Annotated in this window: 16 protein-coding genes; 13 read left to right on the top strand and 3 right to left on the bottom strand. The window is 72.7% G+C overall.

What is annotated here, in order from left to right; genetic code table 11:
- Positions 1 to 5: 5 nt before the first annotated feature.
- From ACOTKD_RS25295 to ACOTKD_RS25325, 7 genes are all read left to right on the top strand, one after another.
- The gene (locus ACOTKD_RS25295) at positions 6 to 2,102 is read left to right on the top strand and encodes a putative bifunctional diguanylate cyclase/phosphodiesterase (protein ID WP_424891302.1); all 2,097 of its coding nucleotides are present in this window, start codon (positions 6 to 8) and stop codon (positions 2,100 to 2,102) included.
- A gap of 597 nt (positions 2,103 to 2,699) precedes the next feature.
- On the top strand, positions 2,700 to 2,996 hold the full coding sequence (gene gatC, locus ACOTKD_RS25300; protein ID WP_030368121.1) for an Asp-tRNA(Asn)/Glu-tRNA(Gln) amidotransferase subunit GatC: 297 nt from the start codon (positions 2,700 to 2,702) through the stop codon (positions 2,994 to 2,996).
- A 6-nt stretch (positions 2,997 to 3,002) separates the two neighbouring features.
- The gene (gatA, locus tag ACOTKD_RS25305) at positions 3,003 to 4,496 is read left to right on the top strand and encodes an Asp-tRNA(Asn)/Glu-tRNA(Gln) amidotransferase subunit GatA (protein WP_424891303.1); all 1,494 of its coding nucleotides are present in this window, start codon (positions 3,003 to 3,005) and stop codon (positions 4,494 to 4,496) included.
- 88 nt (positions 4,497 to 4,584) lie between these two features.
- Positions 4,585 to 4,845: a hypothetical protein gene (locus ACOTKD_RS25310; RefSeq protein ID WP_245684571.1), complete on the top strand. Its 261-nt coding sequence runs from the start codon at positions 4,585 to 4,587 to the stop codon at positions 4,843 to 4,845.
- A gap of 26 nt (positions 4,846 to 4,871) precedes the next feature.
- Positions 4,872 to 6,380 (top strand): Asp-tRNA(Asn)/Glu-tRNA(Gln) amidotransferase subunit GatB, encoded by a 1,509-nt coding sequence (gene gatB, locus ACOTKD_RS25315; RefSeq protein ID WP_424891304.1) that lies wholly within the window; start codon positions 4,872 to 4,874, stop codon positions 6,378 to 6,380.
- 185 nt (positions 6,381 to 6,565) lie between these two features.
- Positions 6,566 to 7,153, top strand: a complete 588-nt coding sequence (locus ACOTKD_RS25320; protein ID WP_424891305.1) for an AMIN-like domain-containing (lipo)protein — start codon at positions 6,566 to 6,568, stop codon at positions 7,151 to 7,153.
- 203 nt (positions 7,154 to 7,356) lie between these two features.
- Complete coding sequence (locus tag ACOTKD_RS25325; RefSeq protein WP_424891306.1) at positions 7,357 to 9,582, top strand: MMPL family transporter; 2,226 nt, start codon at positions 7,357 to 7,359, stop codon at positions 9,580 to 9,582.
- Here the strand turns inward: ACOTKD_RS25325 and ACOTKD_RS25330 are convergent.
- The 3 genes from ACOTKD_RS25330 to ACOTKD_RS25340 all read right to left on the bottom strand — a co-directional run bounded on the left by ACOTKD_RS25330 (position 9,545) and on the right by ACOTKD_RS25340 (position 12,263).
- The gene (locus ACOTKD_RS25330; protein ID WP_424891307.1) at positions 9,545 to 9,724 is read right to left on the bottom strand and encodes a DUF6191 domain-containing protein; all 180 of its coding nucleotides are present in this window, start codon (positions 9,722 to 9,724) and stop codon (positions 9,545 to 9,547) included. The two genes, ACOTKD_RS25325 and ACOTKD_RS25330, sit on opposite strands and share 38 nt — an antisense overlap.
- 78 nt (positions 9,725 to 9,802) lie before the next feature.
- Positions 9,803 to 10,978 carry a PQQ-dependent sugar dehydrogenase gene (locus ACOTKD_RS25335; RefSeq protein WP_424891308.1) on the bottom strand — a complete coding sequence of 392 codons (1,176 nt, stop codon included), beginning with the start codon at positions 10,976 to 10,978 and terminating at the stop codon, positions 9,803 to 9,805.
- Positions 10,979 to 11,270: 292 nt separating this feature from the next.
- On the bottom strand, positions 11,271 to 12,263 hold the full coding sequence (locus ACOTKD_RS25340; protein WP_424891309.1) for an aldo/keto reductase: 993 nt from the start codon (positions 12,261 to 12,263) through the stop codon (positions 11,271 to 11,273).
- Between the two features lie 74 nt (positions 12,264 to 12,337).
- On the opposite strand from ACOTKD_RS25340, the gene ACOTKD_RS25345 reads away from it, so the two are divergent.
- The 6 genes from ACOTKD_RS25345 (at position 12,338) to serA (ending at position 22,316) form a co-directional block, all read left to right on the top strand.
- Positions 12,338 to 13,312, top strand: coding sequence for a 2-hydroxyacid dehydrogenase (locus ACOTKD_RS25345; protein ID WP_424891310.1), 975 nt, complete (start codon positions 12,338 to 12,340; stop codon positions 13,310 to 13,312).
- A gap of 292 nt (positions 13,313 to 13,604) precedes the next feature.
- Positions 13,605 to 16,532: a putative bifunctional diguanylate cyclase/phosphodiesterase gene (locus tag ACOTKD_RS25350; RefSeq protein ID WP_424891311.1), complete on the top strand. Its 2,928-nt coding sequence runs from the start codon at positions 13,605 to 13,607 to the stop codon at positions 16,530 to 16,532.
- 316 nt (positions 16,533 to 16,848) lie between these two features.
- Entirely contained in the window at positions 16,849 to 18,741 is a 1,893-nt protein-coding gene (locus ACOTKD_RS25355; protein ID WP_424891312.1) for an acetolactate synthase large subunit, read from the top strand.
- A 29-nt stretch (positions 18,742 to 18,770) separates the two neighbouring features.
- Positions 18,771 to 19,295: an acetolactate synthase small subunit gene (gene ilvN, locus ACOTKD_RS25360; RefSeq protein ID WP_030368133.1), complete on the top strand. Its 525-nt coding sequence runs from the start codon at positions 18,771 to 18,773 to the stop codon at positions 19,293 to 19,295.
- Positions 19,296 to 19,466: 171 nt separating this feature from the next.
- Entirely contained in the window at positions 19,467 to 20,468 is a 1,002-nt protein-coding gene (gene ilvC / locus ACOTKD_RS25365) for a ketol-acid reductoisomerase (protein ID WP_424891313.1), read from the top strand.
- A 243-nt stretch (positions 20,469 to 20,711) separates the two neighbouring features.
- A complete protein-coding gene (gene serA, locus ACOTKD_RS25370; protein ID WP_424891314.1) occupies positions 20,712 to 22,316 on the top strand; it encodes a phosphoglycerate dehydrogenase in 1,605 nt (534 codons plus the stop codon).
- The last annotated feature ends 65 nt before the right edge of the window (positions 22,317 to 22,381 follow it).

The raw sequence follows: 22,381 nt of genomic DNA on the forward strand, positions 1-22,381 counted from the left end.
CGGGCATGAAACCCACCGACAGCGCCGAACCGGCATCCCGGCTGCGCCGGGTTCCTCCGCCCGCGCTGCCGACGGTCTGCGTCACCGTGGCGGCGGTCGCGCTCGCCGCCGGTGTCTTCCGGGTGATCGGCGCGGGCCACTCCGTCTTCCCCGGACACGCCGTCGGCGCTTCCCTGGCCGTCCTCACCGGCCTCATCGTCGCCCACCTCGTCGCCCTCGGACGCGACCGCTGGTGGGGCGGCACGGGCTCCGGAGCCGCCCTCACCCTCGCCGTCCTGCTGCTCTACGGCTGGCTGCCCGCCGTCCTCATCAGCATCGCCGTCGTCCTGCTCGTCGCCACCGCCCGCCGCCACCGCTGGCGCCAGGCCTTACTCCACGGTGCCGTTGACATCCTCGGCATCGGCGCCGCCGGCCTCGCCCTCGCCGTGTGCGGCGTCGTCTCCACCGTCGAGAACCCCTGGATGCCCGACGAGTGGCCGCTCACCGCCATCCCCAAAGTGGCCCTCGCCGCCTTCCTCTACCTCGCCGTCACCCGCGCCCTGCTCTGGTACTCCATGGCGCCCCGCGCCGGCCTCAGCACCATCGCCCGCACCGCCCTCGTCCGGCAGGCCCTCGTCGGCGGCGCCCTCCTCGGCATCGCCCCGCTGATCGCCGTCGTCGCCGACCACGCGCCGCTGCTGCTGCCGCTGTTCGCCGTCCCCCTCATCGCCCTCGACTCCACCCTGTGGATCGCCCGCGCCCGCGCCGAGGAGCAACTGCGCGACCCGCTCACCGGACTGCCCAACCGCCAGTGGCTCCTGGAGCGCACCTGGAGCGCCCTCGACGAGGCCGAGCGCGCCGGCACCCGTTCCGCGCTCGTCCTCATCGACCTCGACCGCTTCCGCTCCGTCAACGACACCCTCGGCCACCTCGCCGGGGACCGGCTGCTGCTGCAGATAGCGGAGCGGCTGCGCCTCGCCCTGCCGCGGGACGCGGAGGCGGCGCGCCTCGGCGGCGACGAGTTCGCGGTGCTGCTGCCCACCGCGGACTCCCTCACCGGCGCCCAGCGCGTGGCCCGTTCACTGGTGGCCGCGCTCGGCTCCCCCCTCGACCTCGACGGGCTCACCCTCGTCCTGGAGGCCAGCGCCGGCGTCGCCGTCTACCCCGACCACGCCCTCGACGCCGAGGGGCTGCTGCGCCGCGCCGACGTCGCCATGTACCAGGCCAAGCGCGACCGCAGCGGCGTCGAGGTCTACGAGGCCCGGCGCGACGGCAACACCCCCGACCGGCTCGGGCTCCTCGGCGACCTGCGGCGCGCGCTCGACGCGGGCGACGTCGAACTGCACTACCAGCCCAAGGTCGGCTTCGACGGGCACGTCGAGGGCCTGGAGGCGCTGGTGCGCTGGGTCCACCCCGAGCGGGGCAGGGTCTCCCCGGACGAGTTCATCGCGATCGCCGAGTCGTCGGGGCTGATGCCCAGGCTGACCGAGTACGTGCTGGAGACGGCCCTCGGGCAGGTCGCCAAGTGGCGGGCCATGGGCCTGGAAGTGCCCGTCGCCGTCAACGTCTCGCCGCGCGACGTTCACACTCCCGGGTTCGCGGGCTCGGTCGCGGCGCGGCTCGCCCGGCACGGGGTCCCTGCGGGGGCGCTGCAGCTGGAGATAACCGAGCACGTCCTGCTGGAGGACCCGCAGCGGGCGGCGGACACGCTCGCGGGGCTCACCGGGCACGGCGTGAAGATGTCCCTGGACGACTTCGGCACGGGCTATTCGTCGCTGGTCCACCTCCGCCGGCTCCCGGTGAGCGAACTGAAGATCGACCGGTCGTTCGTGGCCCGGCTCGCCATCGACAACGAGGACGCGGAGATCGTCCGCTGCACGCTCGACCTCGCGCACTCCCTGGGCCTGCTCGTCGTCGCCGAGGGCGTCGAGGACGACGAGACCTGGGAGCGGCTGCGGGACCTGGGCTGCGACGCGGTCCAGGGCTGGCTCGTCGCCGCGGCCATGCCGCCGGACGAGACGACGGCCTGGCTCCGCCTCCGCAATGAGTCCGGCTGGCACCGGGAGGCCGACCGCGTGGCCGCGGCGGCGTCCGCCCCCGCGGAGGAGGACGCGGTCACGTAGGACTGACGGCCGGCCCGGCACCGCCGGGTCCCCCGGTGGGGGCGGGCCACCCCCCCCGCCGCAGCCCGCGCCCCGCCCCCCCCGGGGGGGCGGCCGGGGCCACGGCGCCCTGCCGGCCGCCCCGCCCCCGCGGGGCCCCCGGGGGGGGGCGGCCCACCGCCGCGGCGGAAGCAGGCGCCCGGCACCGCCGGTCACCCGGCGGGGCTTGCGCGCCGCCGCGGCGGAAGAACCCCCCGGCCGAGCCCGTACGGGCTGGGCAGGGCGCCCGCACTCTCCTCCGCCGCGACGGTGATCAACCCCCACCGGGGAATCCGGCGGTGCCGGACGACCCAGCCCGTAGGGCAGGCAGCAGCGCCGGGCACGTCCCGCCGCCACGGCGATCCCGGCGGTGCCGGACCCCTCCGCCCGTGGGCCGCCCGGACGCCCCGGACGCCCGCTCCCGCCGTCACCGCGGTGAGCCCCCGTCCGGGGCCCGGCGGTGCCGGAGCGCCCCGGGTCGCAGCCACGCGGAAAGCGTTTAGCAGGCACGGCTCCCGGAGCCATAGGATTGGGCGCACAACACGCCCAGAATCCGTCACAAACCCTGAGGATCGCCGCATGCCTGGCATCACGCGCGAGGAGGTAGCCCACCTCGCCCGGCTGGCACGTCTGGAGCTCAAGGACGAAGAGCTCGAGCACTTCGCCGGCCAGCTCGACGACATCATCGGCGCGGTCGCCCGCGTCTCCGAGGTCGCCGAGCAGGACGTCCCCCCGACGTCCCACCCGCTGCCGCTGACCAACGTCATGCGCCCGGACGAGGTCCGTCCGTCGCTGACCCCGCAGGAGGCGCTCTCCGGCGCCCCCGCCCAGGAGCAGCAGCGTTTCAAGGTGCCGCAGATCCTGGGGGAGGACTAAACCGCTATGACGGACATCATCAAGCTCACCGCCGCCGAGATCGCGGAGAAGATCGCCTCCGGCGAGCTCACCGCCGTCCAGGTCACCGAGGCCCACCTGGCCCGCATCGAGGCCGTGGACGAGAAGGTGCACGCCTTCCTCCACGTGGACCGCGAGGGCGCCCTCGCCCAGGCCCGCGAGGTCGACGCCAAGCGCGAGCGCGGCGAGAAGCTCGGCCCGCTGGCCGGCGTCCCCCTCGCGCTGAAGGACATCTTCACCACCAAGGGGATCCCGACCACCGTCGGCTCGAAGATCCTCGAGGGCTGGATCCCGCCGTACGACGCGACGCTCACCAAGCGCCTGAAGGACGCGGACGTCGTCATCCTCGGCAAGACCAACATGGACGAGTTCGCGATGGGCTCCTCCACGGAGAACAGCGCCTACGGCCCGACCGGCAACCCCTGGGACCTCACCAAGATCCCCGGCGGCTCCGGCGGCGGCTCCAGCGCGGCCCTCGCCGCGTACGAGGCCCCGCTCGCGATCGGCACGGACACCGGCGGCTCGATCCGCCAGCCCGCCGCCGTCACCGGCACGGTCGGCGTCAAGCCCACCTACGGCGCGGTCTCGCGCTACGGCATGGTGGCGTTCTCCTCCTCCCTCGACCAGGGCGGCCCCTGCGCCCGCACGGTCCTGGACGCGGCCCTGCTGCACGAGGTCATCGCCGGCCACGACCCGATGGACTCCACGTCCATCGACGCCCCTGTCCCGCCGGTCGTCGAGGCGGCCCGCAACGGCTCCGTCGCCGGCATGCGCGTCGGCGTCGTCAAGCAGTTCCGCGGCGAGGGCTACCAGGCCGGCGTCCTGCAGCGCTTCGACGAGTCGGTGGAGCTGCTGAAGGAGCTGGGCGCCGAGATCGTCGAGCTGGACTGCCCGTCCTTCGACCTGGCCCTGGCCGCGTACTACCTGATCGCGCCGTCCGAGTGCTCCTCGAACCTGGCCCGCTTCGACGGCCTGCGCTACGGCCTGCGGACCGGCGACGACGGCACCCGCTCGGCCGAGGACGTCACCGCCCTCACCCGCGAGGCCGGCTTCGGCCCCGAGGTCAAGCGCCGCGTCATGCTCGGCACGTACGCCCTGAGCTCGGGCTACTACGACGCCTACTACGGCTCGGCGCAGAAGGTCCGCACGCTCATCACGCGCGACTTCGAGAAGGCGTTCGAGCAGGTCGACGTGATCGTCTCGCCGACCACCCCGACCACCGCCTTCGCGATCGGCGAGCGCGCCGACGACCCGATGGCGATGTACCTCGCGGACCTGTGCACCATCCCGACCAACCTGGCGGGCAACGCGGCCATGTCGCTGCCGTGCGGTCTCGCGCCCGAGGACAACCTGCCGGTCGGTCTGCAGATCATCGCTCCCGCCCTGAAGGACGACCGGCTCTACAAGGTCGGTGCCGCGGTCGAGGCCGCGTTCACCGCCCGCTGGGGCCACCACCTGCTCGAGGAGGCGCCGGCACTGTGAGCGACGCACACGCGGCCACCGGGCCGCGGACGACCGCGAAAGCCGCACCTCTGCGCCGCGTGGGCGGAGAAGCGAACGAGGAGGCCCAGTGAGTACGGAAGTGAGCAAGCCGAGCGCCCTGAAGAAGGCCAAGGGCTTCAAGAAGTCCAAGCCCGGCACGTACCTGTCGATCGGCACCACGCTCTTCGGCGCGGTCAGCGTGATCAAGCAGGCGAAGAAGGCGCGCGGCGAGCAGGACACGCTCCAGCTGGTCGACGCCATCGTCTCCGCCGCCGCCATCGCCACCGGCGTCGCGCTGCTGGTGCGCGAGCTGCGCCGGATGAACAGCGACGACGTCCTCGCGGACTGAGCCAGGACCTGAGAGGTTAGTTTTCCGTGACCGTCACTGAACTGGTGTCGTACGAGGACGCGCTGGCTTCCTACGACCCCGTCATGGGCCTGGAGGTCCATGTCGAGCTCGGCACCAAGACGAAGATGTTCTGCGGCTGCTCCACGGAGCTGGGCGCGGACCCCAACACCCAGACCTGCCCGGTCTGCCTCGGCATGCCCGGCGCCCTGCCCGTGGTCAACGCCATCGGCGTCGAGTCCGCCATCAAGATCGGTCTCGCGCTGAACTGCGAGATCGCCGAGTGGTGCCGCTTCGCCCGGAAGAACTACTTCTATCCGGACATGCCGAAGAACTTCCAGACCTCCCAGTACGACGAGCCGATCGCCTTCAACGGCTACCTCGACGTGCAGCTGGAGGACGGCGAGGTCTTCCGCGTGGAGATCGAGCGCGCCCACATGGAGGAGGACACCGGCAAGTCCACGCACGTGGGCGGCGCCACCGGCCGCATCCACGGCGCCCAGCACTCCCTGCTGGACTACAACCGCGCCGGCATCCCGCTCATCGAGATCGTCACCAAGCCGATCGAGGGCGCGGGCGAGCGGGCCCCCGAGGTCGCCAAGGCGTACGTCGCCGAGCTCCGCGAGCTCATCAAGGCGCTGGGCGTCTCCGAGGCCCGGATGGAGATGGGCCAGATGCGCTGCGACGTGAACCTGTCGCTGCGCCCGAACGGCACCGAGAAGTTCGGCACCCGCTCCGAGACCAAGAACGTCAACTCGCTGCGCTCCGTCGAGCGCGCGGTGCGCTTCGAGGTCCAGCGGCACGCCTCCGTCCTCTCGGCCGGCGGCACGATCGTGCAGGAGACCCGCCACTTCCACGAGGAGGACGGGTCGACGACGTCCGGCCGCATCAAGGAAGAGGCCGAGGACTACCGCTACTTCCCCGAGCCGGACCTGGTGCCGGTGGCCCCCTCCCGCGAGTGGGTCGAGGAGCTGCGGGGGACCCTGCCCGAGCTGCCGCGCGTGCGCCGCAACCGGCTCCGCGAGGAGTGGGGCGTCACCGAGCACGACATGCAGTCGATCCTCAACGCGGGCGCGGTCGACCTGATCACCGCCACCGTCGAGGCCGGTGCCGACTCCGCCGCCGCCCGCAAGTGGTGGATGGGCGAGCTGGCCCGCAGCGCCAACGAGTCCGGCACGGACCTCGCGGCGCTGCCGATCACCCCGGCGCAGGTCGCCCGGGTGGCGGCGCTCGTCGCCGAGGGCTCGCTCAACGACAAGCTGGCCCGCCAGGTCATCGAGGGCGTGCTCGCGGGCGAGGGCGGCCCGGACGAGGTCGTCGAGAAGCGCGGCCTGAAGGTCGTCTCCGACGACAGCGCCCTGGGTGCCGCCGTGGACGAGGCCATCGCGGCCAACGCGGCCATCGCGGACAAGATCCGCGGCGGCAAGGTCGCCGCGGCGGGCGCCCTGGTCGGCGCGGTCATGAAGGCCACGCGCGGCCAGGCCGACGCGGCCCGGGTCCGGGAGCTCATCCTGGAGCGCCTCGGCGTCGAGGGCTGACCTTCCGCTTCGTGCCTGACGATTCATGGCCGCCCCTTTTCGGAGGGGCGGCCATTGTCTGTCCGGAATTGGGCAGGGAATGGCTGGTTCCTTGCCCTCTATGGCCTTCGCGGCCCCCGTCCGGCATGATCCCGCATGCGGGCGGGCCCACCGTGTGCCCGCCACCGAGGCATGGGGGTTGGCACATGAGACGGCTGAGCAGAGCGCTGGCGGCGGTGACCCTGGCGGGCGCCGGCCTGCTGGTGACGACGGTCCCGGCCGGCGCGGCGACGGACGGGGCGCCGCCGGCCGCCGCGGCGAAGTGCGAGGCGGGCTGGGGGAGCCTGGCCAAAACGGCCACGACCACGGCGTACAAGCCGCTCCTGGACATCAGGGCCGGCAAGCACGAGTGCTTCGACCGCCTGGTCCTCGACGTCCAGGGCATCGGCGACCACCGCATCGGCTACCGCGTGGAGTACGTGGACCAGCTGCGCCAGGACGGCTCGGGCGATGTGATCCCGGTCGGCGGCGGAGCGGTCCTGGCCGTCCGCGTGTCCGCCCCCAGCTACGACCCGAACACCGGCGACGCGCGCTACCCCGGCCGCGCCGGGCAGCCGCTGACCGGTGTCGACCTCACCGGCTTCAGGACGTTCCAGGACACCCGCTTCGCCAGCAGCTTCGAGGGCGAGACCCTCGTCGGCGTCGGCGTCCGCGCGCGCCTGCCCTTCCGCGTCTTCCAGGAGCGCAACCGCATCGTCGTGGACGTCGCCCACAGCTGGCAGTCCCTGGGCTGAGCGGCCCCGTGCGCCCCCGTGTGGGGTGGGCCACAAAGCGGACAAAGGATCTTTTCCGGCTGTCACAGTGGGTCGGCAAGGGGCCCCTCCGCACCGTCTGCACCCGGTGCATCCCGGGGCCCCGAGCCCACCAGCTCCAGCGCTCGGAACAGCACGGGTCAGCATCCCGGCGAGCTCGACGCGATACCCGGGAAGCAGCCCGTATGACCTCACTCGCCCGGTGGTGCCTGCGCCGCCGCTCCGCCGTCATCGTGCTGTGGCTCGTCGCCCTCGCGGGCACCGCGGCCGCCGCCCTGCTCAGCGGCCCGGCGTACTCGAACGACTACGCCGTGCCCGGCACCGAGGCCGCCCGCGCGAGCGCCCTGCTCGACGCCGGCTTCCCCGGCCAGGGCGGCGACGACACCATCGTCTGGCACACCGACCGCGGCACCGTGCGCGCCGCCGCCGTCGAGCAGCGCATGACCGAGGTCCTGCACGAGGTGGCCGCCCTCCCCGGCGTCGAGGCCGTCAGCGGCCCGTACAGCGGCGCCGACGGCGCCGCCCGGATCAGCGGCGACGGGCACACCGCGTACGCCTCCCTCACCTTCACCGGCGGCACCCCCGGCAAGGACCTCGCCAAGCAGGTCGTCGACACCGCGCGGCCCGCGGCGGACGGCAACCTCCAGGTCGCCCTCGGCGGCACGGGCATCGCCGGCGCGGAGAGCAAGGGCGGGCACCTCAGCGAGATCATCGGCATCGCCGTGGCCGCCGTCGTGCTCTTCGTCGTCTTCGGCTCGCTCGCCGCGAGCCTGCTGCCGATCGCCACCGCCCTCGTGGGCGTCGGCACCGCCTCCATGGGCACCCAGCTGCTCGGCCACGTCATGAACGTCGCCGACTTCGCGCCCATGCTCGGCACCCTCATCGGCCTCGGCGTGGGCATCGACTACGCCCTGTTCATCGTCACCCGGCACCGCAAGGGCCTGCGGGCCGGCCTGCCCGTGGCCGTCGCGGCCGAACGGGCCGTGGCCACCACCGGCCGCGCCGTCGTCTTCGCGGGCGGCACCGTGTGCGTCGCGCTGCTCGGCATGCTCATCCTGCGGCTGAGCTTCCTCAACGGCGTCGCCATCGCGGCCTCGCTCACCGTCGTCCTCACCGTCGCCGCGTCCGTCACCCTGCTGCCCGCGCTCCTCGGCGTCATCGGCCACCGCGCCCTCGGCCGCCGCGAGCGCCGCCGCCTCGCCGCCGGCGGCCCCCGCCCCGGCGAGCCGCCCACCGGCGCGGCCGCCCGCTGGTCCGCCTTCGTCGAGCGCCACCCCAAGCTGCTGGGCACCCTGGCGGCCGCCGTCATGCTCGTGCTCGCGCTGCCCACGCTCTCCCTCCACCTCGGCACCTCCGACCAGGGCACCGGCCCGGCCTCGTCCACGACGCGGCAGGCGTACGACATGCTCGGCCGCGGCTTCGGCCCCGGCGTCAACGGTCCCCTGACGCTCGTGGCCGACCTGGACAGCGCCGCCGACCGGCTCGCCTTCACCAAGCTCCCGGAGGCCCTGCGGCACACCGAGGGCGTCGCCGCCGCCTCGCCCGCCGAGGTGAACGCCAGCGGCGACACGGGCGTCATCAGCGTCGTCCCCACCACGTCCCCGCAGTCGCGCGACACCAGCGACCTGGTGGACCGGCTGCGCGGCACCGTGCTGCCGAAGGCGACCGCCGGCACCGGTGTGGACGTCCACGTGGGCGGCATGACCGCCAGCTACGACGACTTCGCCGGGATCATCCTCGGCAAGCTGCCGCTCTTCGTCGGCACCGTCGTCGGCCTGGGCTGCGTGCTGCTCCTGCTGGCCTTCCGCAGCATCGGCATCCCCCTCAAGGCCGCGGTCATGAACATCGCCGCCGTCGCGTCGTCCTTCGGCGTCGTCGTCGCGATCTTCCAGTGGGGCCGGGGCAGCGAACTCCTCGGCCTCGGCGGCGCGGGCCCGATAGAACCCTTCCTGCCCGTCGTCATGGTCTCCGTCCTCTTCGGGCTGTCCATGGACTACCAGGTCTTCCTGGTCAGCCGGATGTACGAGGAGTGGCTGGCCACGCGCGACAACCGGCGCGCGGTGCGGGTCGGGCTCGCCGAGACCAGCCGCGTCATCAACTCCGCGGCGGTGATCATGATCTCGGTCTTCCTGGCCTTCGTGCTCAGCGGCGACCGCGTCATCTCGATGTTCGGCATCGGCCTCGCCACGGCCGTCGCCCTCGACGCCTTCGTGCTGCGCACGCTGCTGGTGCCGGCCCTGATGCACATGCTCGGCGGCGCCAACTGGTGGCTGCCCGCCTGGCTGGACCGCCGCCTGCCCCGGATCAGCATCGAGCCGCCCGAGCCGGTGGAGCCGCCCGAGCCCGTGGCGGCGGAGCCGGAGGCCTCCGGGGTCAGTCCTGAGCGGAGCCTTGCTGCGGCAGGCGTATGACCACGCGGCCCGAGTCGAGGTCGACCGGGCCGCGGGCGGGATCGGCGTCCCCGGTGTCCTCACGGGTGAGTTCGAGGCGCTTCTCCTCGTCGTGCGCGTGCTTCCGGCCCGGTGCGAACACTTCCTCGAACACGTTGAACATCCCGACTCCCGTCGCCGTTCCGTCCGTCCAGCATAGGCGGACGGATGTACGGTCCACGGGAATCGGGGGCGGAGCGCGTCAGCTCACTTCCAGGCGCAGGATGCGGTCGTCCTCCGCGCCCGGCTTCCCGCGCCCGTCGGTGTTGCTCGTCGTCACCCAGAGGCCGCCGTCGTCCGTGGCGAGCACCGTGCGCAGCCGCCCGTACTCGCCCTGCAGGAACGCCTGCGGGGCGGCCACCGGCTTCGTGCCGTCCAGCGGGATCCGCCACAGGCGCTCGCCGCGCAGCCCCGCCATCCACAGCGACCCCTTGGCGTACGCGAGGCCGCTGGGGGAGGCGTCGGAGGTCTTCCACTGCTCGACGGGGTCGGTGTAGCCGGACCGGCCCGCCTTTCCCTCGACGGCGGGCCAGCCGTAGTTGCCGCCCGGCCGGATCAGGTTGAGCTCGTCCCAGGTGTCCTGGCCGAACTCCGACGCCCACAGGCGCCCGGCCGCGTCCCACGCCAGGCCCTGCACGTTGCGGTGGCCGGAGGAGTAGACCACCGAGTCCCCCTCGGGGTTGCCGTACGCGGGGCGGCCGTCCGGCGTCATGCGCAGGATCTTCCCGCCGAGCGACTTCCGGTCCTGGGCGGGGTCGCGCTGCCCGGCCTCGCCCGTGCCGGCGTAGAGCATGCGGTCCGGGCCGAAGGCGATGCGCCCGCCGTCGTGGACCGTGCCCTTGGGGATGCCGCGGAGCACCGTGTCGGGCGCCCCCAGCCGCTGCCCCGCCGGCTTGCCCTCGTCGTAGCGCAGGCGGGCGATGCGGTTGTCCGAGTCGGTCGTGAAGTACGCGTACACCAGGCGGTCGGTGGCGAAGTCCGGCGAGACCGCGAGGCCCAGCAGGCCGCCCTCGCCGCCCTTGACGACGCCGGGCACCTCGCCGACCTCGGTCTGCGCGCCGTCCTTGGCCGCCACCCGGACGATCTTCCCCGTGTCGCGGGAGCCGGCCAGGAGGTCACCGCCGGGCAGCGCGGCGACGCCCCACGGCGTGCCGAGCTTCGTGGTGAGCGTCCGGACGACCTTGACCGAGCCGGTGGCCGGCGCCGGGGAGGCCGGCGGCGCGCTCGAAGAGGCCCCCGTGCCGGGCGACTTGGCCGACGCGCCCTGCCGCGGACCCTCACCCGGGAAACCGTCCTCGCTCGAACAGCCGGCGAGCGCCAGGAGTGCGGCGGCGGCCAGCGCGGCGGCGCCGGTACGGGCACGGGGACGTCGTCGCACGGTGCGGATCCTCTCGCCGGGGCGCGTGGTGTTCAACGGGAACTGTGTCACAGGGCGCGGACGGTTCTCCGCCGGTTCGGTGGCGTGGGCGGGCGCGGCCGGCCGGCCGCGCCCGGGCCACTCGCCGTCGCGGCGGCGGGAAGGCGCCGGCCACGACGGCCGTCGACCGGGTGCCCGGGCCCGGGCGGAAACCGCCCGCCGCAACGGCGAGCGGCCACCGCGGCGAGAGCCCGGCGGAATGCCCGGCGGGTGCGGCCCGTACGTGCGCAGGAGCCCTCCGGATCGGCGCGCGTCAGTCCCAGGACCCCATCGCCCGGGGCAGCGCGGCTATCTCCGCGAAGTCCTCGGCGGAGAGCCGCAGTCGGGCCGCCGCGGCGTTCTGCACGGCCCACACCGGCTTCTTCGTGCCCGGCACGGGTATGACGTGCCGGCCCTGGGCCAGCACCCACGCCAGCGCGACCTGCGCGGCCGTCGCGTCGTGGCGCAGCGCGACCCGCCGCAGCCCCGCCACGATCGGCTGGTTGGCGGCCATCATCTCGGCGGTGAAGCGCGGGTGGCGCGCCCGCAGGTCCTGCGGCTCGAAGCCCTGCCCGGGCGTCAGCGTGCCGCTGAGGAAACCGTTCCCCAGCGGCATGGCGGCCAGCAGGCCGACCCCCCGGGAGGCGCACCAGGGCACCAGGGCGTCGAGCGCTTCCCTGGACCACACCGACAACTCCGCCTGCACGCAGCTCACCGGGAACACCTGCTGCACCCGTTCGAGCTGCCGTATCGTCGCGTCGTACAGCCCGGCGCGCGACCTGCGGCGCACCCGGGCGCCGATCGCGCACCAGCCGAGCGCCCGCACCTTGCCCGCGGAGACCAGCTCCGCCATCGCCCCCCAGGTCTCCTCCACCGGCACCTCGGGGTCCGGCCGGTGCAGCTGGTACACGTCGATCACATCGGTCTGCAGCCGCCGCAGGGAGGCGTCGCACGCGCGCTTCACGTACCCCGGACGGCCGTTGGCGACGACGTGGCTGTCGCCCACCAGCAGCCCGCACTTGGTCGACACGAACGCCTCGGAGCGCCTCTCCCGCAGCACCCGCCCCACCAGCAACTCGTTGGTGAACGGTCCGTACATGTCGGCGGTGTCCAGCAGAGTCGTTCCTGCGTCGAGCGCCGCGTGCACCGTGCGCAGCGCGGTCTCCCCGCTCTGCTGGGAGGCGGTGTATCCCCAGTGCATGGGCATGCACCCCAGGCCGATCGCGCCCGCTTCGAGCGCCGTCGCACCGATATTCCTGCGCTCCACCGGCCGTACCCCTCCCGTTCCTCGCCCCCAAAGCTAACCTCTGCCGTTCGGGGCCGATCGCATAGCCTCCAGGCATGAATGCAGATGACAGCGCAGGTGACAGCGGTTCCGTCCGTCCTCTGGTCTGGCTGCCCTTCCCGCCCGAGCGGATCGAGGGGCTGCCGGAGAGCCTCGACTACGCCTTCTGGGACGGGGGCCCGGAGTACCCGACCGACCCCGCCCGCTGCGACTTCTACGCGGTCCCGTACGTCACCGACCCCGAGCCGTGCCTGCGCCCGCTGGCCGCCATGACGCGCGTACGGGTCGTGCAGGCGCTCACCGCGGGCGTGGACCACCTGCTGCCCGCCGTGGAGCACCTGCCGAAGGGCGCCGTGCTGTGCAACGCCCGCGGGCTGCACGACGCGAGCACCGCCGAACTGGCCCTGGCCCTCACGCTCGCCTCGCTGCGCGACATCCCCGGCTTCGTGCGCGCGCAGGACGCGGGGGAGTGGCGGCAGGGATTCCGCCCGGCGCTGGCCGACAAGTCGGTGCTCATTGTGGGTTACGGTTCGATCGGCAGCGCCATCGAGGACCGGCTCGCGCCCTTCGAGTGCGCGCGGGTCACACGCGTCGCGCGCTCCGCGCGGGACAGCGCGCGCGGTCCCGTGCACCCGATCACCGCCCTGCCCGGCTTGCTCCCCGGCGCCGACGTCGTGGTGCTCGCCACGCCGCTGACCGAGGAGACCCGCGGACTCGTCAACGCCGGTTTCCTGGCCAGGATGAAGGACGGCGCGCTGCTGGTGAACGTCGCGCGCGGCCCCGTCGTCGACACCAAGGCCCTCCTGGCCGAACTGGACGCAGGTCGGCTGCGTGCCGCCCTGGACGTCACGGACCCCGAACCGCTGCCGCCGGGCCACCCGCTGTGGAGCGCTCCGGGGGTGCTCATCACCCCCCATGTGGGTGGACCCTCCTCGGCCTTCATGCCGCGCGCCGCGCGGCTGCTCCGTGATCAGCTGGCCAGATTCGCACTGGACGCGCCACTGCAAAATGTCGTAGTCGCCGCCCGCTAGTTACCACGTAGAGGTACCGTTCGACTGCACTCAGTGTCCATAACCCCGTGGCTGATTACGCTATGTATATGAGCTATGTCCCTGAGTGACGAGTCTGGTGTATCGTCCGGACGGGGGCTGCGGCGTGCACGGGAACGGCCGCAGCGAGGACCGGAACTCGAGGGGGGCGACGGGCGATGCACGGCCAATGGACGATCAACCCGACGCGGCTCACGCACCGACCACGACCGCACCGTGCCCTGCACCGTGCACCACGCCCGCACTGCGTGGCGACCCCGCTCCTGCGGCTCCCATGGCTCCCGCTGCTGCGGACGGCGGCGCGGTGAGCGCCCCAGGAGCGGCCCTGCCCCGCCCGTCCGGCGGCACGGGCCCGGTCTCCCAGCTCCTGCTGGCCCTCGTCTGCGGCGGCTACGCCACGGGCGCGGCCTTCGGCTGGGGATCGAGCGAGCTCGCCTCCGCCATGGGCGACTTCGGCCTCGGCGGGGCCGCCGTGCTCGCCGCCGTCTCCTGCTTCTGGTACGGGCGCACGCACCGCACGCGGTTCCGCCTCGCGTGGTTCCTCTTCGCGGCGTCCTCCGCCATGGCAGGCCTCGGCAACGTTGTCTGGGGCTGGTACGAGGTCGTCCTCGACGCCCGCGTGCCGACGCCGTCCATCGCCGACTTCTGCTTCCTGCTCTTCGCGCCGCCGGCCATCATCGGCCTCCTGGTCCTCGCCCGCCGTCCCGTCACCCGGGCCGGCTGGGTGTGCCTGGCCCTCGACGCCTGGCTCACCGGCGGCTCGCTGCTCACGCTCTCCTGGAGCCTGGCGCTCGCGCACACCGCCCACTTCGAGGGCGAGAGCGTCGCCCACGCCGCGCTCTCCCTGGCCTATCCGCTGCTGGACATCGCCCTGGTGTCCATGGTGCTGGCGCTGCACTTCCGGCGCTCGACGGCCAACCGCTCGGCCATCAACACCGCCATCGCGGCCCTCGCCCTGACGGTCCTGTGCGACGCCCTGTTCACCTCACCGCTGCTGCGCTCGCACTACCGCTCGGGCCAGATCCTCGACGCCGGCTGGTTCGCGGGCTACATGCTCATGGCGTACGCCCCCTGGGTCGCCCGCGAGGAGGGCGACGACGCCCCGGCCCGCTCGGCCCGGCACCCGCACCACCCCAGCCGCCCCATCGCCGGCTCGCTCGCGGCCCTGACGCCGTACCTGGCCGCGGCCGTGTGCACCCTGGGCATCCTCTACAACGTCCTGGACGGCCACCAGGTCGACAAAGTCGTCCTGTTCACCGGCTGCGCGGTCGTCCTGGCCCTGGTCATCCGCCAGGGCATCATGCTGCTGGACAACATCTCCCTCACCCAGGAACTGGCCCAGAAGGAGAACCACTTCCGCTCCCTCGTCCAGGGCTCCAGCGACGTCATCATGATCGCCGCACCCACGGGCATACTGCGCTACGTCAGCCCGGCCGCCGCCGGGGTCTACGGCCGCGAGGCCGAGGACCTCGTCGGCTCCGAACTGGCCTCGCTCATCCACCCGGAGGACCTCGGCAGAGTCGTCCACGAGGTGCGCCGCTTCCTCGCCGCACCACCCGCCGAGGAGCCCACGACCCGCATCGAGTGCCGCTTCCGCTCGGGCGGCGGCGAGTGGCTCAACGTGGAGTCCACCGTCAACCGCCACCACGGCGGCCTGATCTTCAACAGCCGCGACGTCACCGAGCGCGTCCGCCTCCAGGCCCAGCTCCAGCACACCGCCGAGCACGACCCGCTCACCGACCTGCCCAACCGCGCCCTGTTCACCAAGCGCGTCCAGCAGGCCCTCACCGGCCGCAGAGCGACCGACGCGGGCACCGCCGTGCTCTTCATCGACCTCGACGGCTTCAAGGCGGTGAACGACAGCGTCGGCCACCAAGCCGGCGACGAGCTGCTCGTCCAGGCGGCCCGTCGCCTCCAGGACTCCGTCCGCGCGGGGGACTCCACGGCCCGCTTCGGAGGCGACGAGTTCGCGGCGCTCATCATCGGTGACGGCACCCGCGACCCCGCCGCCCGCGAGTACCGCATCCACGAGATCGCCGACCGGCTGCGGGTCACCCTCTCCCAGCCCTACCGCGTGGAAGGAGGCACCGAGGTCCGCGTCGCCGCCAGCATCGGCGTGGCCTTCGCCGAGCCCGGCATCACCCCCGGCGAGCTGATGCGCAACGCCGACCTCGCGATGTACCGCGCCAAGCAGGCCGGCAAGGGCCGCGTCGAGCTCTACGCACCGCAGATGCAGGCCGACGTGGTCCGCCGCGCCGAGCTCGCCACCCGGCTGCGCACCGCCCTGCACGAGGGCGAGTTCGCCCTGCTCCACCAGCCCGTCGTGGACCTGGGCACGGGTGTGGTCACCGCGGTCGCCGCACAGCCCCGCTGGCGCTCCGCCCAGGGAATACTGTTCACTCCTGCGGAGTATCTCCGCGTGGCCGAGAACGACCGGGGGGACGAGGCCGCCCGCATCGCCGAGCTCGGCCGCTGGACGGTGGAGAAGGCCGTCGAGCAGGCCGCCCAGCGCTGCCGCGCGGGCCACGCCGTCCCGGTGTACGTCCGGCTGTCCGCCGCCCGGCTGATGGACCGGTCACTGCCCGCCAAGAACCTGGAGGGGCTCCTGATCCGGCACGGGCTGCCCTCCGGGGCGCTCGTCCTGGAGCTGTCCGGGAGCGACCCCCGGGTGCCGCTCGACGAGCTGGAGCGGCGGCTCGCCGCCCTCCGCCGGATGGGCGTGCGGATCGCCCTCGACGGCTTCGGCAGCGGCTACGCCGCGATCAGCGCCCTGCGCCGGCTGCCCATCGACACCCTCAAGCTCGACCGGGGGCTGGTCGACGGGGTCGTGGAGTCCGCCCGGCTGCACAAGATCACCGCCGGGCTGCTGAGGATCGCCACCGACCTGGGCATGCAGTCCGTGGCCGACGGCGTCGACGTCCCCGAGCAGGCGCTCGCCCTGCGCGCCATGGGCTGCACCCACGCACTGGGCGCCGCCTTCGCGGGCCCGCTCGACGAGCACCGGCTGCGGCACGCGCTCGACCTCGGGGCCTATCCCGTACCGAGCGCGTCCGTGGATGGCGCGAATGCGTGGGTCGGAGGCGGCGCCCTGCCCGCAGGGGCAGTACCGTCCGGTACGCGATCGGGGTCCGCGGGGGGCGCCGGATCGCTGGCCCATGCTCCATTGCGCTCAAATAATGAGACGCCTGTCCCACCCACTTGACACTTCGCTGGTGGCGGGTGGAGGGTCGGTCCCATGCGCACCCGAATTCTCGTACTTGGACAGCGCGTCGGCTGAAGCAGGCCCTCACCCAAGCCCTGCTGACCACACCGGCGCGCTCCCCTCGCTTGCCTCACGGCACGAGGGGTTTTTTGTTGCACTAGAACGTGACAGACCTACCCAAACCATCCTCCGCTCCACCCGTCGAACCGTCGATCGAAGCAGATCGAAGCCGGACGGATCCCCGTCGAATCCCCATCGCACCCCCGTCGAACCCTTCGCATCGCACCCCGTCGAATCCTTCGAGAAGAGAATGTCGATGACCGAGCAGGCCACCGGAGCCCACCATCCGCAGCCGCGGGCCCGTAGCGCGGCGCAGCAGCCCGCCACCGTCGAGCACGTCACGGGCGCGCAGTCCCTCATCCGCTCGCTGGAGGAGGTCGGGGCCGAGATCGTGTTCGGGATCCCGGGCGGGGCGATCCTCCCCGCCTACGACCCGATGATGGACTCCTCGAAGGTCCGCCACGTCCTGGTCCGCCACGAGCAGGGCGCGGGCCACGCCGCGACCGGATACGCCCAGGCCACCGGCAAGGTCGGGGTCTGCATGGCCACCTCCGGCCCCGGCGCCACCAACCTCGTCACCCCCATCGCCGACGCCCACATGGACTCCGTCCCGCTGGTCGCCATCACCGGCCAGGTCGCCTCCAAGTCGATCGGCACGGACGCCTTCCAGGAGGCGGACATCTGCGGCATCACCATGCCGATCACCAAGCACAACTGGCTGGTCACCGACCCCGCCGAGATCCCCCGCACCATCGCCGAGGCCTTCCACGTCGCCTCCACCGGCCGCCCCGGCCCGGTCCTCGTGGACATCGCCAAGGACGCCCTGCAGGCGCAGACCACCTTCAGCTGGCCGCCGCACACCGACCTGCCCGGCTACCGCCCGGTGACCAAGCCGCACTCCAAGCAGATCCGCGAGGCCGCCAAGCTGATCAGCCAGGCCGCCCGCCCCGTGCTCTACGTCGGCGGCGGCGTCCTCAAGGCCCGCGCCACCGCCGAGCTGAAGGTCCTCGCCGAGCTGACCGGCGCCCCCGTCACCACCACCCTGATGGCCCTGGGCGCCTTCCCCGACAGCCACCCCCAGCACCTGGGCATGCCCGGCATGCACGGCTCGGTCGCCGCCGTCACCGCCCTGCAGAAGTCCGACCTGATCATCGCCCTCGGCGCCCGCTTCGACGACCGCGTCACCGGCAAGCTGGACTCCTTCGCCCCGTACGCCAAGGTCGTCCACGCCGACATCGACCCCGCCGAGATCGGCAAGAACCGCGTGGCCGACGTGCCGATCGTCGGCGACGCCCGCGAGGTCATCGCCGACCTGATCGTCGCCCTCCAGTCCGAGCTCGCCGAGGGCCGCAGCGGCGACGCCGCCCGCGAGCGCTACGCCGCCTGGTGGCAGGACCTCGACCGCTGGCGCGACACCTACCCGCTCGGCTTCGACCAGCCCGCCGACGGCAGCCTCGCCCCCCAGCAGGTCATCCAGCGCATCGGGCAGCTCGCCCCGAAGGACACGATCTACGCCGCCGGCGTCGGCCAGCACCAGATGTGGGCCGCGCACTTCATCGGCTACGAGCAGCCCGCCACCTGGCTCAACTCCGGCGGCGCCGGGACGATGGGCTACGCGGTGCCCGCCGCGATGGGCGCCAAGGCCGGCCTGCCCGACCGCACCGTCTGGGCCATCGACGGCGACGGCTGCTTCCAGATGACCAATCAGGAACTGGTCACCTGCGCCCTGAACAACATCCCCGTCAAGATCGCCATCATCAACAACGGCGCCCTGGGCATGGTCCGCCAGTGGCAGACCCTGTTCTACAACCAGCGCTACTCCAACACCGTGCTCCACTCGGGCCCGGCAGAGTTGGACAGCGGCTCCGCCGCGGGGTCCGGCACCAAGCCCTTCGCCGGCACCCGCGTCCCGGACTTCGTCAAGCTCTCCGAGGCCATGGGCTGCGTCGGCCTGCGCTGCGAGCGCCCGGAGGACCTGGACGCCGTCATCCAGCAGGCCAACGCCATCAACGACCGGCCGGTCGTGGTCGACTTCATCGTCCACCAGGACGCCATGGTCTGGCCGATGGTCGCCGCCGGCACCTCCAACGACGAGATCCTCGCCGCGCGCGGAGTCCGCCCGGACTTCGGCGACAGCGAGGACGACTGAGGGACCGCGAGAAGAGAGAGAACGAGCAGATGACCAAGCACACCCTCTCCGTCCTGGTGGAGAACACCCCCGGCATCCTCACCCGGATCGCCGCCCTGTTCGCTCGCCGCGGCTTCAACATCGACTCCCTCGCCGTCGGCGTCACCGAACACCCCGACATCTCCCGCATCACCATCGTCGTCAACGTCGAGTCGCTGCCGCTGGAGCAGGTCACCAAGCAGCTGAACAAGCTCGTCAACGTGCTGAAGATCGTCGAGCTGGAGGACAGCCAGGCGATCCACCGCGAGCTCGTCCTGGTGAAGGTCCGCGCCGACAACGAGACCCGCTCCCAGATCGTCGAGATCGTCCAGCTGTTCCGCGCCAAGACCGTCGACGTCTCCCCGGAGGCCGTCACCATCGAGGCCACCGGCGGCAGCGACAAGCTCGGCGCCATGCTCAAGATGCTGGAGCCGTTCGGCATCAAGGAGCTGGTGCAGTCCGGGACGATCGCCATAGGGCGCGGCGCCCGGTCCATCACGGACCGCAGCCTGCGCGCGCTGGACCGCTCGGCCTGACCGGCCGTCTGACCGGCCGCCCGGCCGCCCTTTCCGTCCCGATCGGCCAGACCGGCAGGATCCGGCCGGAATCAGTTCATCCGTATACCGAGACCTGAAATCTTTCCCCCGCCCGCCCGTCATACGGTGGGACGCACCACCGGACAACCGGAAACAAGGAGATAACCCAACGTGGCTGCCGAGCTCTTCTACGACAACGACGCCGACCTGTCCATCATCCAGGGCCGCAAGGTCGCGGTCCTCGGCTACGGCAGCCAGGGCCACGCCCACGCGCTGTCCCTGCGCGACTCGGGCGTCGACGTCCGCGTGGGCCTGCACGAGGGCTCCAAGTCCAAGCAGAAGGCCGAGGAGCAGGGCCTGCGCGTCGTCACCCCCGCCGAGGCGGCGGCCGAGGCCGACGTCATCATGATCCTCGTCCCGGACCCGATCCAGGCCAAGGTCTACGAGGAGTCCGTCAAGGACCACCTCAAGGACGGCGACGCCCTCTTCTTCGGCCACGGCTTCAACATCCGCTTCGGCTTCATCAAGCCCCCGGCCGGCGTCGACGTCTGCATGGTCGCCCCCAAGGGCCCGGGCCACCTCGTGCGCCGCCAGTACGAGGAGGGCCGCGGCGTCCCGTGCATCGCGGCCGTCGAGCAGGACGCCTCCGGCAACGCCTTCCCGCTCGCGCTCTCCTACGCCAAGGCCATCGGCGGCACCCGCGCCGGCGTCATCAAGACCACCTTCACCGAGGAGACCGAGACCGACCTCTTCGGCGAGCAGGCCGTCCTGTGCGGCGGCGCCTCGGCGCTGGTGAAGGCCGGCTTCGAGACGCTGGTCGAGGCCGGCTACCAGCCGGAGATCGCGTACTTCGAGTGCCTCCACGAGCTCAAGCTCATCGTCGACCTGATGTACGAGGGCGGCCTGGAGAAGATGCGCTGGTCGGTCTCCGAGACCGCCGAGTGGGGCGACTACGTCACCGGCCCGCGCATCGTCAACGAGGGCACCAAGGCCGAGATGAAGAAGGTCCTCGGCGAGATCCAGGACGGCACCTTCGCCAACAACTGGATGAAGGAGTACCAGGCCGGCCTGCCCAAGTACAACGAGTACAAGAAGGCCGACGAGGACCACCTGCTGGAGACCACGGGCAAGAAGCTGCGCAAGCTGATGAGCTGGGTGGACGACAAGGAGTAAACGACTCCATCGCCCTGACTGCCGGGCGGGCCGGGCAACCGGCCCGCCCGGCACGGGCGGTTCGTCCCCCGTCCCGGCGATTGCGGGCCAAGCTCGCGCGAGCCCGCGACGAGCGCCGATACACTGCACACCAACAAGCGCGTACCAGGCTCACAGCGTCGTGCGTCTTCCACGCGGCTGCCTGCCCCCTTCACCGCCTTCGGCCGTCGGGACGGCCGTCCGCCAAGGACCAGTGAGGAACCCGTGAGCACTGCTTCGCCCCGCAAGCCCGTCGTCCTGATCGCCGAGGAGCTCTCCCCGGCCACCGTCGACGCCCTCGGCCCCGACTTCGAGATCCGCCACTGCAACGGCGCCGACCGCGCGGAGCTCCTGCCCGCCATCGCCGACGTCGACGCCGTCCTGGTCCGCAGCGCCACCAAGGTCGACGCCGAGGCCATCGCCGCCGCCGGGAAGCTGCGCGTCGTCGCCCGCGCCGGCGTCGGCCTGGACAATGTGGACGTCTCCGCCGCCACCAAGGCCGGCGTGATGGTCGTCAACGCCCCGACCTCCAACATCGTCACCGCCGCCGAGCTCGCCTGCGGCCTGCTCATCGCCACCGCGCGCAACATCCCGCAGGCCAACTCCGCGCTGAAGAACGGCGAGTGGAAGCGCTCCAAGTACACCGGCGTCGAGCTCTCCGAGAAGACCCTCGGCGTCGTCGGCCTCGGCCGGATCGGCGTGCTCGTCGCCCAGCGGATGTCCGCCTTCGGGATGAAGGTCGTCGCCTACGACCCGTACGTCCAGCCCGCGCGCGCCGCCCAGATGGGCGTCAAGCTCCTCACGCTCGACGAGCTGCTGGAGGTCGCGGACTTCATCACCGTGCACCTGCCCAAGACGCCCGAGACGCTCGGCCTCATCGGCGACGAGGCCCTCCACAAGGTCAAGCCCGGCGTCCGCATCGTCAACGCCGCGCGCGGCGGCATCGTGGACGAGACGGCGCTGGCCTCGGCCCTCAAGGAGGGGCGTGTCGCGGGCGCCGGCCTGGACGTGTACGCGTCCGAGCCCTGCACCGACTCGCCGCTCTTCGAGTTCGACAACGTGGTGGCCACCCCCCACCTCGGCGCCTCCACGGGCGAGGCCCAGGAGAAGGCCGGCATCGCCGTCGCCCGCTCCGTGCGGCTCGCCCTCGCCGGCGAGCTCGTGCCGGACGCGGTCAACGTCCAGGGCGGCGTCATCGCCGAGGACGTCAAGCCGGCCCTGCCGCTGGCCGAGAAGCTCGGCCGGATCTTCACGGCCCTGGCCGGCGAGGTCGCCGTCCGGCTCGACGTCGAGGTCTACGGCGAGCTCACCCAGTACGACGTCAAGGTCCTGGAGCTGTCCGCCCTCAAGGGCGTCTTCGAGGACGTCGTCGACGAGACGGTCTCCTACGTCAACGCCCCGCTGTTCGCGCAGGAGCGCGGCGTCGAGGTGCGGCTGACCACGAGCTCCGAGTCGACCGAGCACCGCAATGTGGTCACCGTGCGCGGCACGCTCGCCGGGGGCGACGAGGTCTCCATCTCGGGCACGCTGGCCGGCCCGAAGAACCAGCAGAAGATCGTCGCGGTGGGCGACCACGACGTGGACCTCGCGCTCGCCGACCACATGGCGTTCTTCCGCTACGCCGACCGCCCCGGCGTCGTCGGCACCCTGGGCCGCATCCTCGGCGAGGCCGGCATCAACATCGCCGGCATGCAGGTCTCCCGCGCCACGGAGGGCGGCGAGGCGCTCGTCGCCCTCACGGTCGACGAGTCGGTCACCCCGCCCGTGCTGGCGGAGATCTCCGAGGAGATCGGCGCGACGTCGGCGCGCGCGGTGAACCTGACGGACTGACGCGACCGAGGCCCGGCTGCCCTGTCCAGGGGTGTCCGGGCCTCATGCGGGGCCTCATGCGGGGC

Origin of the sequence: Streptomyces sp. XH2 (genome assembly GCF_049725035.1) — a bacterium.
In the GTDB taxonomy this organism is placed as follows: Bacteria; Actinomycetota; Actinomycetes; order Streptomycetales; family Streptomycetaceae; genus Streptomyces; species Streptomyces roseoverticillatus.

What these genes read in the sequence shown, in the direction of transcription:
- ACOTKD_RS25325 (WP_424891306.1), top strand. Translation starts at nt 7,357, where the DNA reads ATGACCTCACTCGCCCGGTGGTGCCTGCGCCGCCGCTCCGCCGTCATC.
- ACOTKD_RS25350 (WP_424891311.1), top strand. Translation starts at nt 13,605, where the DNA reads ATGGCTCCCGCTGCTGCGGACGGCGGCGCGGTGAGCGCCCCAGGAGCG.
- ACOTKD_RS25320 (WP_424891305.1), top strand. Translation starts at nt 6,566, where the DNA reads ATGAGACGGCTGAGCAGAGCGCTGGCGGCGGTGACCCTGGCGGGCGCC.
- gatA (WP_424891303.1), top strand. Translation starts at nt 3,003, where the DNA reads ATGACGGACATCATCAAGCTCACCGCCGCCGAGATCGCGGAGAAGATC.
- gatC (WP_030368121.1), top strand. Translation starts at nt 2,700, where the DNA reads ATGCCTGGCATCACGCGCGAGGAGGTAGCCCACCTCGCCCGGCTGGCA.
- ACOTKD_RS25330 (WP_424891307.1), bottom strand. Translation starts at nt 9,724, where the DNA reads ATGTTCAACGTGTTCGAGGAAGTGTTCGCACCGGGCCGGAAGCACGCG.
- ilvN (WP_030368133.1), top strand. Translation starts at nt 18,771, where the DNA reads ATGACCAAGCACACCCTCTCCGTCCTGGTGGAGAACACCCCCGGCATC.
- ACOTKD_RS25345 (WP_424891310.1), top strand. Translation starts at nt 12,338, where the DNA reads ATGAATGCAGATGACAGCGCAGGTGACAGCGGTTCCGTCCGTCCTCTG.
- ACOTKD_RS25295 (WP_424891302.1), top strand. Translation starts at nt 6, where the DNA reads ATGAAACCCACCGACAGCGCCGAACCGGCATCCCGGCTGCGCCGGGTT.
- ACOTKD_RS25355 (WP_424891312.1), top strand. Translation starts at nt 16,849, where the DNA reads ATGACCGAGCAGGCCACCGGAGCCCACCATCCGCAGCCGCGGGCCCGT.